At 46.1% G+C, this 14,270-nt stretch carries 10 protein-coding genes and 1 pseudogene; 8 read left to right on the forward strand and 3 right to left on the reverse strand.

Annotated features, from left to right (window positions below):
- The first annotated feature begins 3 nt into the window (after positions 1-3).
- The 5 genes from UJ203_RS17870 (at position 4) to UJ203_RS17890 (ending at position 7,389) form a co-directional block, all read left to right on the forward strand.
- Entirely contained in the window at positions 4-690 is a 687-nt protein-coding gene (locus UJ203_RS17870; RefSeq protein WP_202853386.1) for a heptaprenylglyceryl phosphate synthase, read from the forward strand.
- A gap of 59 nt (positions 691-749) precedes the next feature.
- Entirely contained in the window at positions 750-2,969 is a 2,220-nt protein-coding gene (pcrA, locus tag UJ203_RS17875) for a DNA helicase PcrA (RefSeq protein ID WP_322012913.1), read from the forward strand.
- A gap of 23 nt (positions 2,970-2,992) precedes the next feature.
- Complete coding sequence (gene ligA / locus UJ203_RS17880; protein ID WP_322012915.1) at positions 2,993-4,999, forward strand: NAD-dependent DNA ligase LigA; 2,007 nt, start codon at positions 2,993-2,995, stop codon at positions 4,997-4,999.
- 15 nt (positions 5,000-5,014) lie between these two features.
- Positions 5,015-6,205 carry a CamS family sex pheromone protein gene (locus UJ203_RS17885; RefSeq protein WP_024120459.1) on the forward strand — a complete coding sequence of 397 codons (1,191 nt, stop codon included), beginning with the start codon at positions 5,015-5,017 and terminating at the stop codon, positions 6,203-6,205.
- Positions 6,206-6,381: 176 nt separating this feature from the next.
- A complete protein-coding gene (locus UJ203_RS17890; protein WP_322013131.1) occupies positions 6,382-7,389 on the forward strand; it encodes a phosphotransferase enzyme family protein in 1,008 nt (335 codons plus the stop codon).
- 39 nt (positions 7,390-7,428) lie between these two features.
- Here UJ203_RS17890 and UJ203_RS17895 read toward each other — a convergent pair whose 3' ends face one another.
- Complete coding sequence (locus UJ203_RS17895) at positions 7,429-8,127, reverse strand: MgtC/SapB family protein (protein ID WP_081638247.1); 699 nt, start codon at positions 8,125-8,127, stop codon at positions 7,429-7,431.
- A 105-nt stretch (positions 8,128-8,232) separates the two neighbouring features.
- Positions 8,233-9,711: a proline transporter OpuE gene (gene opuE / locus UJ203_RS17900; protein ID WP_105954750.1), complete on the reverse strand. Its 1,479-nt coding sequence runs from the start codon at positions 9,709-9,711 to the stop codon at positions 8,233-8,235.
- Between the two features lie 412 nt (positions 9,712-10,123).
- Here opuE and gatC point away from each other — a divergent pair, with 412 nt between their 5' ends.
- Genes gatC through gatB form a run of 3 tightly spaced genes read left to right on the forward strand, consistent with a single transcriptional unit; the run spans position 10,124 to position 13,331 of the window.
- Complete coding sequence (gene gatC / locus UJ203_RS17905; RefSeq protein WP_024120463.1) at positions 10,124-10,414, forward strand: Asp-tRNA(Asn)/Glu-tRNA(Gln) amidotransferase subunit GatC; 291 nt, start codon at positions 10,124-10,126, stop codon at positions 10,412-10,414.
- A 15-nt stretch (positions 10,415-10,429) separates the two neighbouring features.
- Positions 10,430-11,887 carry an Asp-tRNA(Asn)/Glu-tRNA(Gln) amidotransferase subunit GatA gene (gene gatA / locus UJ203_RS17910; RefSeq protein ID WP_024120464.1) on the forward strand — a complete coding sequence of 486 codons (1,458 nt, stop codon included), beginning with the start codon at positions 10,430-10,432 and terminating at the stop codon, positions 11,885-11,887.
- A 13-nt stretch (positions 11,888-11,900) separates the two neighbouring features.
- The gene (gatB, locus tag UJ203_RS17915; RefSeq protein ID WP_010333268.1) at positions 11,901-13,331 is read left to right on the forward strand and encodes an Asp-tRNA(Asn)/Glu-tRNA(Gln) amidotransferase subunit GatB; all 1,431 of its coding nucleotides are present in this window, start codon (positions 11,901-11,903) and stop codon (positions 13,329-13,331) included.
- A 30-nt stretch (positions 13,332-13,361) separates the two neighbouring features.
- Here the strand turns inward: gatB and UJ203_RS17920 are convergent.
- Positions 13,362-14,226: pseudogene (locus tag UJ203_RS17920) on the reverse strand (TetR/AcrR family transcriptional regulator); the annotation flags it as partial.
- Positions 14,227-14,270: the final 44 nt, after the last annotated feature.

Consider the following 14,270-nt stretch of genomic DNA (forward strand, 5'->3'; position numbering starts at 1 on the left):
GACGTGTACGATGTAACGGAGTGGAAGCATGTCTTTAAACTCGATCCAAATAAAGATTTGCCTGATGAACAGCTTGAGATTCTTTGTGAGTCAGGGACTGATGCGGTCATTATCGGAGGAAGCGACGGTGTGACGGAGGATAATGTCCTGCGGATGCTGTCTCAGGTGAGACGGTTTTTGGTGCCGTGTGTCCTTGAGGTGTCAGCGATTGAAGCGATTGTCCCTGGCTTTGACTTATATTTTATTCCGAGTGTATTAAACAGCAAAAATCCGGATTGGATTGTCGGGATGCATCAGAAAGCCATGAAGGAATATGGAGAACTGATGTCGATGGAAGAAATCGTGGCGGAAGGCTACTGTATCGTAAATCCTGATTGCAAAGCCGCGGCTTTAACGGAGGCGGACACCAATCTGAATCATGACGATATCATCGCCTATGCGCGCGTGTCTGAGCTGCTGCAGCTGCCGATTTTTTATCTGGAATACAGCGGCGCTCTTGGGGACATAGAAGCCGTGAAGAAAACGAAGGCTGTATTGGAAACGTCCACCCTGTTTTACGGAGGCGGCATTAAAGATGCGGAGACGGCGAAACAGTATGCCGAGCACGCGGATGTCATTGTGGTGGGCAACGCTGTGTACGAGGATTTTGATGAAGCGCTGAAGACAGTAGCAGCTGTCAAAGGCGAGTAGCGAAATGTACGGATTTGGTTTATGATAGAACATATGTTTGTATAGGCGGGTGACGAATTTTGAATTACATTAGCAATCAACTATTAAGCGGATTAAACCCCGTTCAGCAGGAAGCTGTCAAAACAACGGACGGGCCTTTGCTGCTGATGGCGGGAGCGGGAAGCGGAAAGACGCGTGTCCTGACGCACAGAATCGCTTACTTAATGGCGGAAAAGCATGTGGCGCCGTGGAACATTCTGGCGATCACATTTACAAATAAAGCTGCCAGAGAAATGAAAGAACGTGTGGAGAGCATTCTCGGGCCCGGAGCGGATGATATCTGGATTTCCACGTTCCACAGCATGTGTGTGCGGATTTTGCGCCGAGATATCGACCGCATCGGGATCAACCGCAATTTCTCAATCCTTGATACGGCTGACCAGCTTTCAGTCATCAAGGGAATTTTGAAGGAACGCAACCTCGATCCGAAAAAATTTGATCCGAGGAGCATCCTCGGCACGATCAGCAGTGCGAAAAATGAATTAACCGAACCTGAGGAATTTTCTAAGGTTGCCGGCGGCTACTATGATCAGGTCGTCAGCGATGTATACACTGATTATCAGAAAAAACTGCTGAAAAACCAGTCGCTTGATTTCGACGACTTAATTATGACGACCATTAAACTGTTTGACCGTATTCCGGAAGTGCTTGAGTTTTATCAGCGCAAATTCCAATACATCCACGTCGATGAGTATCAGGATACGAACAGAGCGCAATACATGCTCGTGAAGCAGCTGGCGGAGCGTTTTCAAAACCTTTGTGTTGTCGGTGACTCCGACCAGTCCATCTACAGATGGCGCGGGGCGGACATTGCCAACATTCTTTCTTTTGAAAAGGATTATCCGAATGCCAGCGTCATTTTGCTTGAACAAAACTACCGTTCAACAAAACGGATTTTGCGCGCGGCCAACGAAGTGATCCAAAACAATACAAACCGAAAGCCGAAAAATCTATGGACGGAAAACGATGAAGGAATTAAAATTTCCTATTACCGCGGAGACAATGAATTCAGTGAAGGACAATTTGTTGCCGGGAAAATTTATGAGCTTCATAACTCCGGCAAACGGAAGCTGTCGGATATCGCCATCTTGTACCGGACAAACGCCCAGTCCCGTGTGATTGAGGAAACGCTTCTCAAAGCGGGCTTGAACTATAACATTGTCGGCGGCACAAAGTTCTATGACAGAAAAGAAATCAAAGACATCCTCGCGTACCTGCGTCTCGTATCCAATCCGGATGATGACATCAGCTTCACGCGTATTGTCAATGTGCCGAAGCGCGGAGTCGGCGCCACATCGCTTGAAAAAATCGCTTCATATGCCGCGATGAACGGCTTGTCACTCTTCCAAGCGATTCAGCAGGTTGATTTCATTGGCGTCAGCGCCAAGGCAGCAAACGCGCTCGACAGCTTCAGACAGATGATTGAGAACCTGACAAACATGCAGGACTATTTATCAATTACCGAGCTGACCGAAGAAATTCTCGATAAAACCGAATACAGAGAAATGCTGAAGGCTGAAAAATCAATTGAAGCCCAAAGCCGTTTAGAAAACATCGACGAGTTCCTGTCTGTAACGAAAAACTTTGAACAGAAAAGCGAAGACAAAACACTCGTTGCGTTCCTGACAGATTTGGCACTGATCGCTGATATCGACCAGCTCGACCAGAAAGAGGAAGAATCCGGCGGCACAGATGCGATCACGCTGATGACGCTGCACGCCGCAAAAGGACTGGAATTCCCGGTTGTTTTCCTTATGGGACTTGAGGAAGGCGTCTTCCCGCACAGCCGTTCACTGATGGAAGAAGCAGAGATGGAAGAAGAACGCCGTCTCGCTTACGTGGGCATTACAAGAGCGGAGCAGGAGCTTTATCTGACCAACGCAAAAATGCGCACGTTGTTTGGCAGAACAAACATGAACCCGGAATCACGCTTTATCGGTGAAATTCCAGATGATTTATTGGAAAACCTAAATGAGAAAAAAGAAACGAGAGCGCCGTCTGCGAGAAAAATGCAGCCGAGACGCGGCCCTGTTTCCCGTCCGGTGTCCTACGCAAGCAAAACAGGCGGCGATACCCTAAACTGGGCTGTCGGAGATAAAGCCGGGCATAAAAAATGGGGCACAGGCACCGTTGTCAGCGTGAAAGGCGAAGGAGAAGGGACCGAACTCGATATTGCCTTCCCGAGCCCGATCGGTGTGAAACGCTTATTAGCGGCATTCGCGCCAATAGAAAAGCAGTAATTGAAGAGGAAAGGAAGAAGCAGATGGACAAAGAAACAGCGAAGCAGCGGGCAGAAGAACTGCGCCGCACCATCAACAAGTATAGCTATGAATATTACACCTTAGATGAACCGAGCGTCCCGGATGCCGAATACGACAGATTGATGCAGGAGCTGATTTCGATTGAGGAGGAGCATCCAGACCTCAGAACGCCTGATTCTCCTACGCAGCGTGTCGGCGGCGCTGTGCTTGATGCGTTTCAAAAAGTCACTCACGGCACGCCGATGCTCAGTCTGGGCAACGCGTTTAATGCTGACGATCTCCGCGACTTTGACCGCCGTGTGCGACAGGCCGTGGGTGATGATGTGGCGTATAATGTGGAGCTGAAGATAGACGGTCTTGCTGTTTCTCTCCGTTATGAAGACGGCTATTTTGTCAGAGGCGCGACAAGAGGCGACGGGACGACGGGAGAGGATATCACGGAAAATCTGAAGACGATCCGCACTATTCCGCTCAAAATGAAACGCAGCCTTTCGATAGAAGTGCGCGGCGAGGCGTATATGCCGAAGCGTTCGTTTGAAGCGCTCAATGAAGAACGGATCAAAAACGAGGAAGAACCGTTCGCAAATCCGCGCAATGCCGCTGCGGGATCACTCAGACAGCTCGATCCTAAAATTGCGGCGAAACGAAATCTCGATATCTTCGTCTACAGTATAGCGGAGCTTGACGAAATGGGTGTGGAGACACAAAGCCAAGGACTTGATTTTCTCGACGACATCGGCTTTAAAACGAACCAGGAACGGAAGAAATGCGGCAGCATAGAAGAAGTCATTGCGATGATTGATGAGCTTCAGGCGAAACGCGCCGATCTCCCGTATGAAATTGACGGCATCGTCATTAAAGTGGATTCCCTTGATCAGCAGGAGGAGCTTGGTTTTACGGCGAAAAGCCCGCGCTGGGCCATCGCGTATAAGTTTCCTGCAGAAGAAGTCGTGACAAAGCTTCTCGATATCGAATTAAATGTCGGAAGAACGGGTGTGATTACGCCGACCGCGATTCTTGAGCCGGTAAAAGTAGCCGGGACAACGGTCTCAAGAGCATCCCTTCATAACGAAGATTTAATTAGAGAGAAGGATATCCGGATTTTGGATAAGGTAGTCATCAAAAAAGCGGGCGATATCATTCCTGAAGTCGTGAACGTTCTCGTTGAACAGCGGACAGGGGAAGAAAAGGAATTCAGCATGCCGACAGAATGCCCTGAATGCGGCAGTGAACTCGTCCGGATTGAAGGAGAAGTGGCACTTCGCTGCATCAATCCTGAATGCCCTGCACAAATCAGAGAAGGGCTGATTCATTTTGTCTCCCGCAATGCCATGAACATTGACGGGCTTGGCGAACGAGTCATCACACAGCTGTTTCAGGAGAATCTCGTCAGAAATGTGGCAGATCTGTATAAGCTGACGAAAGAACAGGTGATTCAGCTCGAACGCATGGGCGAAAAATCAACTGAAAACCTGATCAGCTCTATACAGAAATCGAAGGAAAATTCATTAGAGCGCCTGTTATTCGGCCTCGGCATCCGCTTTATCGGCTCGAAGGCTGCAAAGACGCTCGCCATGCACTTTGAAAGCTTGGATAATCTGAAAAAAGCAACCATAGAGGAGCTTCTCGCAATAGATGAAATCGGTGAAAAAATGGCTGACGCAGTCATCACCTATTTCCATAAAGAAGAAATGCTCGAGCTTTTGGCAGAGCTTGAGGAGCTGGGCGTAAACACACTTTATAAAGGTCCGAAAAAAGTAAAAGCAGAGGACAGCGATTCCTATTTTGCAGGCAAAACCATCGTTCTGACAGGAAAGCTGGAAGAGCTGTCAAGAAACGAAGCGAAAGCGCAAATTGAAGCGCTCGGCGGAAAGATGACTGGAAGCGTCAGCAAAAACACAGACTTGGTGATCGCCGGAGAAGCGGCGGGAAGCAAGCTGACAAAAGCGCAAGAGCTGAACATTGAAGTGTGGAATGAAGAACAGTTAATGGGAGAGCTAAAGAAATAAGAGGAGTGTTTTCTATTGAAAAAGACGTTGGTAATGGCGGCAACGGCGGCAGTGTTAATGCTGTCTGCCTGTTCGTCAGGTTTTGGGGGGAAGAAGGAGGAGGAGATTACGCAAAAAACGGCGAAATCGTCAGAAAAAGCGATTATCCCGAAATACAATATCTCTGACTCCTATTACAAAATGGTGCTTCCGTTTAAGGCGGGGAAAGCACGCGGCCTGACAACGGAACAGCTGAATACAAGACTTGATATTGATGAGTTTGAAACGGGGCTGATGCGCCTTGCCCAGGACTCTTTCTCGACAGACGATTATCTGTTCCAAGAAGGACAATACTTAGATGAAGATACAGTATTAAGCTGGCTGGCTCGGAAAAAAACAGGCTCTGATCTGAAAAAAGCCCAAAAAGAAGATAAAAACTTTAAAAACGAGGGTCTGAACCCAGCACTCCCTAGCTCGGGTTCAACAGAAGAGAAAAACGAAAGCAGTCCGGTTTATTTAGCTTCTATGCTGGAACATGATTACTTAGTCAGAAAAGACAAGAATTCCATCCAGCTTGGCGGCGTTATGATCGGCTTGGCGTTAAATTCAGTGTATTACTACCGTGAAAAAACAGGCGACCCTCAAAAAGAAGTGGAGATTGACAACAGCACACTCCGTAAACAGGGAGAAAAAATCGCGCAGGAGGTCATTAACCGCCTTCGTAAAAAAGACAACCTGAAAAATGTGCCGATTACGATTGCGCTTTACAAACAGGCGTCCAAAACATCAATCGTTCCCGGCAATTTTATCGCCAAAACAGAAGTCAAAGCAGGCTCCTCTGATATCTCAAACTGGGACGATGTAAATGAAAAATACGTCTTCTATCCGGCCGATACGAGCACTGCAGAGAAATATCCTGATGATACTGAAGTCTTTAAACGGTTCAAAAACTCAATTGACAACTACTTCCCGAACTACACAGGTGTTGTCGGAACGGCCCTGTATGAAAACGATGAAATGAAGAAAATGAAAATTGAAATTCCGATGCAATTCTACGGAAAGAGTGAAGTCGTCGCGTTTACCCAGTTCTTAACGGGTGAAGTCATGGACTACTACTCAAAGAGCTCACTAGATCTCGAAGTGGATATTACATCCTCAGACGGACAGGAAGCAGTTATTCTCCGCGATGCTGGCGATAAAGAGCCGACTGTTCACATTTATGACTGATAAACATGCAAAACCCTTGTGCCAATTAAGGCTCGAGGGTTTTTTTGTGTTACAATTAACAGTATAAGGAAACCGCAATCGTTTCCGCTTCTGCCGAAACAAAAACCAAATGGGGGTATGTTGATGCTGGAAATCGTGTAAAAACAATAGAAGAAATCAAAGGCATAGAAAGGGAGATAAACGTGCATAAAGAAATCAAGAAAGTATTTCGTGAGGAGAAGGTTTTGGCAGAGGCTGCGGAGAGATACGGTTTTTCAAGAAATCAGGTGCGTTTTCTAGCTGATGCCGAAAACTATGTATATGAGTTTATAAAAGATAATGAACCTTATATTTTAAAGATTACCCATACAATTCGCAGATCGGCTGATTATATGATGGGTGAAATGGAATGGCTCCGTCATCTGGATGAAGGCGGGCTTTCAGTCGCAAAACCGATTTCGTCGCTAAACGGCACAGAGGTTGAAGAAGTCCCTGACGGAAGCGGCGGAGCATTTTTATTGCGAGCCTATGAGAAGGCGCCGGGGCACAAAGTGAACGAATCCGACTGGAATGAAACCCTATTTTTTGAGCTTGGCAGATACACAGGGAAAATGCACAGCTTGACAAAAAGCTACAAGCTCAACAATCCTGCTTTTAAAAGACAGGAGTGGGATGAAGAAGAGCAGCTGATGCTTAGAAAATACGTGCCGGAAGACCAGACTCAGGTGTTTCAGCAGGCGGATGAGCTAATGAATGAACTGCGCCAATTACCAAAAAGCAGGGACAGCTATGGCTTGGTTCATGCAGACCTCCACCATGGCAATTTTAACTGGGACCAAGGGAAAATCACAACATTTGATTTTGATGACATCGGCTACAATTGGTTTGTCAATGATATCAGCATTCTCCTCTATAATGTGCTGTGGTACCCGGTCGTTCCATATGAAAATAAAGCCGTATTTACAGAGGAATTTATGACGCACTTTATGAACGGATACAGAGAAGAAAATGATCTTGATGCTTCGTGGCTGAAAAGAATACCTGATTTTCTCCGCCTGCGTCACATGCTGATATACGGACTGCTGCATCAAATGTTTGATCTTAACTCAATAGGCGCAGAAGAAAAAGAAATGCTGGCCGGTTTCAGAAGGGATATAGAAAACCGCACGCCGATCACAGAATTTGATTTTTCTAAGCTCGTCTAGAACGAAAAAAGCCAATGGGATATAATGCCCCATTGGCTTTTATAATGTATCGCACTTCACGCCGACGACACCTTCAATGTCTTTTATATCATAGTAGACATCGGTCGTATATCTGTTTTTATGAACACGGACCTTGACTTCCATGATCGGAAATTCTTTTTCATGAAGGTCATCGATTCGGACTGAGTGTGTCTTAATGTTTCTTCTTTTCATTTCTTTTAAGATCTCTGTCATTTTGTCTTTATCAGAAAGTGACATTCTGATGCGGATGTCTTTTTCCTGCAGACGGTCTGGACCGATTTTTCTGACCGCCCACGGAAGAAATTCAACGCTGATCAGGATGAACAGAAGGCTGGCAAAGGCTTCTTTATAAAATCCCGCTCCGGTAGCAAGCCCGAGTCCTGCCGCACCCCAAATCATAGCCGATGTGGTTAAGCCGGAAATGACGTCGTTGCTTTTCCGCAAAATGACACCTGCGCCGATAAACCCGACGCCGGAGATGATTTGCGCCGGCAGACGCAGCGGGTCCATCATGATGCGGTAGTATTTAGGGAAATGATATGCCGCGTTAATACTGACGATCGTCAGCATGCATGAGCTGACGGCGATAACGATACAGGTTTTTAACCCGAGCGGCTTATTCTTCAGCTCGCGCTCCAGCCCGATGACCATGCCAATCAAAGTGGCAATGCCTAATTTTAATAAAATGTCAGGATCAATATACCAGCTCAACAGCAACTTCCCCCTTATCTATGGTGTTTTTAAATAAATATGATTTTCTCACAGTATTTATCGCAAAACAAGGGCACAAAAGCCACCAAGCAGCGCTTGATGGCTTTTTGATTATTTTTTGCGTTTTAACAGTTTTTCCATGACACCGAATAATCGGTAAGAGGCTTTTGCAGGCCGCTTTGTGATCATGCTGACGATAATGCCGGCAATCATACTGAGGATAAACCCAGGGATGATTTCGTACACGCCGGTTGATTTTGCCAGGCCGGTTGTAATCCAGATCAACACGGTCGCAGCCCCGACAATCATCGCAGCAAGCGCGCCCCATTCGTTCATCCGCTTCCAATACAGGCTGAGCAGAATCGCAGGCCCGAAAGCTGAACCGAAGCCGGCCCACGCGTATCCGACCAAATCAAGAATGGTGCTGCTCGGGTTCAAGGATAAGAGAACCGCAATAACGGCAATCACTAAGACGGACAGACGCCCGACCATTACTAGTTCTTTATCGGAAGCTTTTCGTCTGAAAAACGTCCGGTATAAATCCTCTGTTACAGCACTTGCTGTTACCAAGAGCTGTGAGGAGATGGAACTCATGATGGCAGCCAAAATAGCTGACAATAAGAAGCCGGTGATTAAAGGGTGGAACAAGATTTTAGAGAAGATAATGAATATCATCTCCGGATCTTTTACAGCAACTCCGAATTTATGGGCATAAGCAACACCGATTAAACCGGTCAGCACGGAACCGAGAACTGAAATAACCATCCAGCTCATGCCGATTCGGCGTGCAGGTTTTAAATCTTTAATGTTTTTAATAGCCATAAATCGGACGATAATATGAGGCTGGCCGTAGTAGCCCAAGCCCCAGGCTAAATAGGAAATAATGCTAATGACGCTCGCGCCTTTAAAGATATCCAATAGATTTGGGTTAACAGCGCTGATTTCATGGAAAGCAGGAGCAACGCCGCCCACATGGGTAAAAGCAACGATCGGCACAAGCACTAGTGCTGCAAACATGATCGCACCCTGTACAAAGTCAGTCAGACTGACAGCAAGGAAACCGCCAAACAGTGTATATAACACGACAACCGCGGTAGTCAGAAACAAGCCCAGTTTGTAATCCGCGCCAAAAGCAGATTCAAACAGCCGTCCGCCAGATACCATACCGGAAGAGGTATACAATGTGAAAAAGATCATGATAACCAAAGCAGATACGATTTTCAGCAGTGATGAAGAATGCTGGAATCGTTTATCAAAGAAATCAGGAATCGTAATCGCGTCATCCGCCGCTTCCGTATAAGCACGCAGCCTTGGAGCCAGCAGCAAGTAGTTTGAGTACGCCCCGATTGTAAGACCTAAAGCAAGCCATAAGGTTGACAGCCCTGTCGCAAACATCGCGCCGGGAACACCCATCAGCATCCATCCGCTCATATCCGCCGCTCCGGCAGACAAAGCAGTAACAAACGGCCCGAGACCTCTTCCTCCAAGCATGTAATCGTTAATATCAGTTGTTTTCTTAAATGCATACCAGCCAATTAACAGCATGGCAATAAAGTAAATTCCTAAAGAAATAATGATTTCAATACTCACGTTTTACCCTCTCTTCAATTCTAATAATTTTGCATCACCTCTCAAATTGATGGTGCCAGTTAAGCAGCCTGGCGCAAGTGCGACACAAAAGACATTCTTTTGCAGGTGCACTTGGTAACTTAACCTAACAAAGTATTCCCACCCATTCAAGCGATGAAACATAGACGGTCAGCGGGAAATATCGGGGCAAACCTAGAAGGGAATAAAGATTAAAACGCTTTCAAAAATAATTAAAGTAAAAATTTTCAGAAAAATATTTCGTTTCTCCTTCGCCTCTTTTTAGTATAAAATATATAGGGTATTGTCTCGAAAACACAGGCCCGCCCCAAGGCGTTTTGTTGCTTTAGAGGGCTTGTTTTTGATATGATCAGTATTATATGACTTAACGGAGAAATATGTGGAGGTGGATCATATGTCACGAATTTCAATAGAAGAAGTAAAGCACGTTGCGCATCTTGCGAGACTTGCGATTACTGAAGAAGAAGCAAAAATGTTCACTGAACAGCTTGACAGCATCATTTCATTTGCCGAGGAGCTGAATGAAGTCAACACAGACCATGTTGAGCCTACAACTCACGTGCTGAAAATGAAAAATGTCATGAGAGAAGATGAAGCGGGTAAAGGTCTTCCGGTTGAGGATGTCATGAAAAATGCGCCTGACCACAAAGACGGCTATATTCGTGTGCCATCAATTCTGGACTAAAGGAGGGACACAAGAATGTCATTATTTGATCACAAAATCACAGAATTAAAACAGCTCATACATAAAAAAGAGATTAAGATTTCTGACCTGGTCGATGAATCTTATAAACGCATTCAAGCGGTAGATGATAAGGTACAAGCCTTTTTGGCATTAGATGAAGAAAAAGCGCGCGCGTATGCGAAGGAGCTCGATGAGGCGGTTGACAGCCGTTCTGAGCATGGTCTTCTCTTCGGTATGCCGATCGGCGTAAAAGATAATATCGTAACAAAAGGGCTGCGCACGACTTGCTCCAGCAAAATTCTCGAAAACTTTGACCCGATTTACGACGCAACTGTCGTTCAGCGCCTTCAAGATGCTGAAGCGGTCACAATCGGAAAACTGAACATGGACGAATTCGCCATGGGGTCATCAACAGAAAACTCAGCTTACAAGCTGACGAAAAACCCTTGGAACTTAGATACGGTTCCCGGCGGTTCAAGCGGCGGTTCAGCGGCTGCGGTTGCTGCGGGAGAAGTTCCGTTTTCACTTGGATCTGACACAGGCGGTTCCATCCGCCAGCCGGCCTCTTTCTGCGGCGTTGTCGGATTAAAGCCTACATACGGACGCGTGTCCCGTTACGGATTGGTCGCATTTGCGTCTTCATTAGACCAAATTGGGCCGATTACACGTACGGTTGAGGACAACGCATTCTTGCTGCAAGCCATTTCAGGCGTTGATAAAATGGACTCTACAAGCGCAAATGTAGACGTTCCGGATTTTCTATCTTCATTAACTGGCGATATCAAAGGATTGAAAATCGCGGTTCCGAAAGAATATCTTGGCGAAGGCGTCGGCAAAGAAGCGAGAGAATCTGTTCTTGCAGCGCTCAAAGTTCTAGAAGGCCTTGGCGCTACATGGGAAGAAGTATCTCTTCCGCACAGTAAATACGCGCTTGCGACGTATTACCTGCTGTCTTCTTCTGAAGCGTCTGCCAACCTTGCACGTTTTGACGGCATCCGCTACGGATACCGCACGGACAATGCAGAAAACCTGATCGACCTTTACAAGCAAACGCGCGCTGAAGGCTTCGGAAATGAAGTGAAACGCCGTATCATGCTTGGAACATTCGCTTTAAGCTCAGGTTACTATGATGCGTACTACAAAAAGGCGCAAAAAGTGCGTACTTTGATTAAGAAAGACTTCGAAGACGTATTTGAGAAATATGATGTCATTGTTGGACCAACTACACCGACACCTGCGTTTAAAATCGGTGAAAACACGAAAGACCCGCTCACAATGTACGCTAACGATATCTTAACGATTCCGGTCAACCTTGCCGGTGTTCCGGGAATCAGCGTGCCATGCGGATTTGCTGACGGACTTCCGCTCGGCCTGCAAATCATCGGAAAACACTTTGACGAGAGTACTGTATACCGCGTCGCTCATGCATTCGAACAAGCGACAGACCATCATAAAGCAAAACCTGAACTGTAAGGGGTGAAATGAATTGAACTTTGAAACGGTAATCGGACTTGAAGTCCACGTTGAATTAAAAACAAATTCAAAAATTTTCTCAAGCTCTCCGACGCCATTCGGCGCGGAGGCGAATACACAGACAAGCGTCATCGACCTCGGGTATCCGGGTGTCCTGCCTGTACTAAACAAAGAAGCCGTGGAATTCGCAATGAAAGCGGCAATGGCGCTGAACTGTGAAATCGCGACGGATACAAAGTTTGACCGCAAAAACTATTTCTATCCGGACAACCCGAAAGCGTATCAGATTTCTCAATTTGATAAGCCGATCGGCGAAAACGGCTGGATCGAAATTGAAGTCGGCGGAAAAACGAAACGTATCGGCATCACACGTCTTCACCTTGAAGAAGATGCCGGAAAACTGACGCATACAGGCGACGGCTATTCTCTTGTTGACTTCAACCGCCAGGGAACGCCGCTTGTCGAGATCGTATCTGAGCCGGATATCCGCACGCCGGAAGAAGCATATGCGTATCTTGAAAAGCTGAAGTCCATCATCCAATATACAGGCGTGTCTGACTGTAAAATGGAAGAAGGCTCACTTCGCTGTGACGCCAATATCTCTCTTCGTCCGATCGGCCAAGAGGAATTCGGCACAAAAACGGAATTGAAAAACTTGAACTCCTTTGCGTTTGTTCAAAAAGGCCTTGAGCATGAAGAAAAACGCCAGGAGCAGGTTCTTCTGTCCGGCGGTGTGATCCAGCAGGAAACTCGCCGTTACGATGAAGCAACGAAGAAAACCATTCTTATGCGTGTCAAAGAGGGTTCTGACGATTATCGTTATTTCCCTGAGCCTGACCTTGTCGAGCTTTACATTGACGATGAATGGAAGCAGCGCGTAAAAGCGAGCATTCCTGAGCTTCCGGATGAACGCCGCAAGCGTTATATCGATGAGCTTGGCTTGCCTGCATATGATGCGATGGTTCTGACACTGACAAAAGAAATGGCAGACTTCTTCGAAGAAACAGTTCAAAAAGGCGCTGAAGCAAAACAAGCATCAAACTGGCTCATGGGTGAAGTGTCAGCTTATCTGAACGCTGAGCAAAAAGAGCTTTCTGATGTTGCGCTGACACCGGAAGGCCTTGCCGGCATGATTCAATTGATTGAAAAAGGAACAATTTCTTCTAAAATCGCGAAGAAAGTGTTCAAGGAATTAATTGAAAAAGGCGGCGACGCTGAGAAGATTGTAAAAGAAAAAGGCCTTGTGCAGATTTCTGATGAAGGCGTGCTTCTGAAGCTTGTCACAGAGGCGCTTGACAACAATCCTCAGTCGATTGAAGACTTTAAAAACGGGAAAGACCGCGCGATCGGCTTCCTTGTCGGACAAATTATGAAAGCGTCCAAAGGACAAGCCAACCCGCCGATGGTTAACAAAATCCTGCTTGAAGAAATCAAAAAACGCTAATGAAAAAGCAGCTCTCCTCATTGCAGAGGGAGCTGCTTTTTTTTGATCAAATAGAAATAAAGATAGAGATCAAAGCGCGAAGCTTTTCAACTTCTTCGAAATCACTTCCGGTCAAATTTGACAGCAGGCCTTTAATAATCGGCTTGCGCGGCTTTTCCTGTGACAGCTCTTCCTCGATCACATCGAGCGAAACGATGATGTCCTCAGGCAATGCGCTGTTTTCTTTCACTTTTTGAATGTCCTGAAGGATCTGGCCTTTATCCGCCGGCACCAGGCTGTAAATGTCTTTTGGCATGAGTGGATTCAGGCTGGAACGGCTTAGCCCCTGTACAAGATCATCCAGTCTCTCCATGATAAATTCAGATATGTTGTCTGCATCAATTTTGATTTCTTCATTAAATACCATCACATTCATATAGGAGTGCACAATGCCTCTTGCCATGATGGAGAGGTCTGAGAGGTAGTTCTCAGTTTCCTTGCCATAAGTCGCAAGCAAAGCGTTCCGATACAGTTTATCTGTCTCGGCTGTGACTTTGTAAAAGTATTGCTTCACTTCTTGGTTTTCCGGAATGATATTTTCAGTAAGCAACAGAACAATAAAATCCTTATGATCGCGAAAATCCTCAAACTGGGCGCTGATTTGCTTTTTCAGCACATCTTTAGGCGGCTGTCCGGCGAGATCCTCTTCTATTTGTTTCATTTTTTTCATAGACATGCCAATGTAATATTCACAGGCAGACAATAGCAGCGCTTCTTTTGATTTGAAATGCAGATAAAAAGCGCCTTTTGAGATGCCGCATTCACTGGCGATTTCCTGGATGGTCGTCGAAGCGTATCCTTTTTTCGCAAATAAACGAATGCTTGTTTTTATGATTCTCTCTTTTTTCTCATTCATGACGTGCTTCCCCTTAATCCTTGAAAAATTTAGAAAAATTTTCT

Source organism: Bacillus sp. V26, from assembly GCF_034296245.1.
GTDB lineage: Bacteria > Bacillota > Bacilli > Bacillales > Bacillaceae > Bacillus > Bacillus halotolerans.

Coding starts and splice junctions, on each gene's coding strand:
- ligA (WP_322012915.1), top strand. CDS start 2,993: ATGGACAAAGAAACAGCGAAGCAGCGGGCAGAAGAACTGCGCCGCACC.
- gatC (WP_024120463.1), top strand. CDS start 10,124: ATGTCACGAATTTCAATAGAAGAAGTAAAGCACGTTGCGCATCTTGCG.
- gatA (WP_024120464.1), top strand. CDS start 10,430: ATGTCATTATTTGATCACAAAATCACAGAATTAAAACAGCTCATACAT.